Here is a 267-nt window from a genome sequence, read left to right as displayed (position 1 = left end):
AGAACTCGACGCCGGCCGGTTGCCACAAGGTCGCCAAGCAGACCTCCACCAAGATCCTCACCCAGCACGCCGGCCTGCCACCCGGTGGCTGCGTCGGCAGCAACCCGTGGGACAAGCGTGATCAAGCCAAGGCCGCAGCCCAGGCGCGTAACATTCTGGTGGTTAAGGAGCGTAGCGATGCGGACATGGGCATGGGTAGCAAGCCATCCTGTTTGCCGGTGGGGCCGGTTTTTTGGTGGATTGAAATTGAAAAACGCCAGCCTTGTG

Annotated in this window: 1 pseudogene; it reads left to right on the top strand. The window is 61.4% G+C overall.

From position 1 onward, the window contains the following. A pseudogene (locus ACFZPT_RS26730) lies at positions 1–267 on the top strand (hypothetical protein); the annotation flags it as partial.

Source organism: Pseudomonas sp. MD330_10, from assembly GCF_042610415.1.
Lineage (GTDB): Bacteria > Pseudomonadota > Gammaproteobacteria > Pseudomonadales > Pseudomonadaceae > Aquipseudomonas > Aquipseudomonas rhodesiae.
This window is presented reverse-complemented; position numbering and strand designations above follow the sequence as displayed.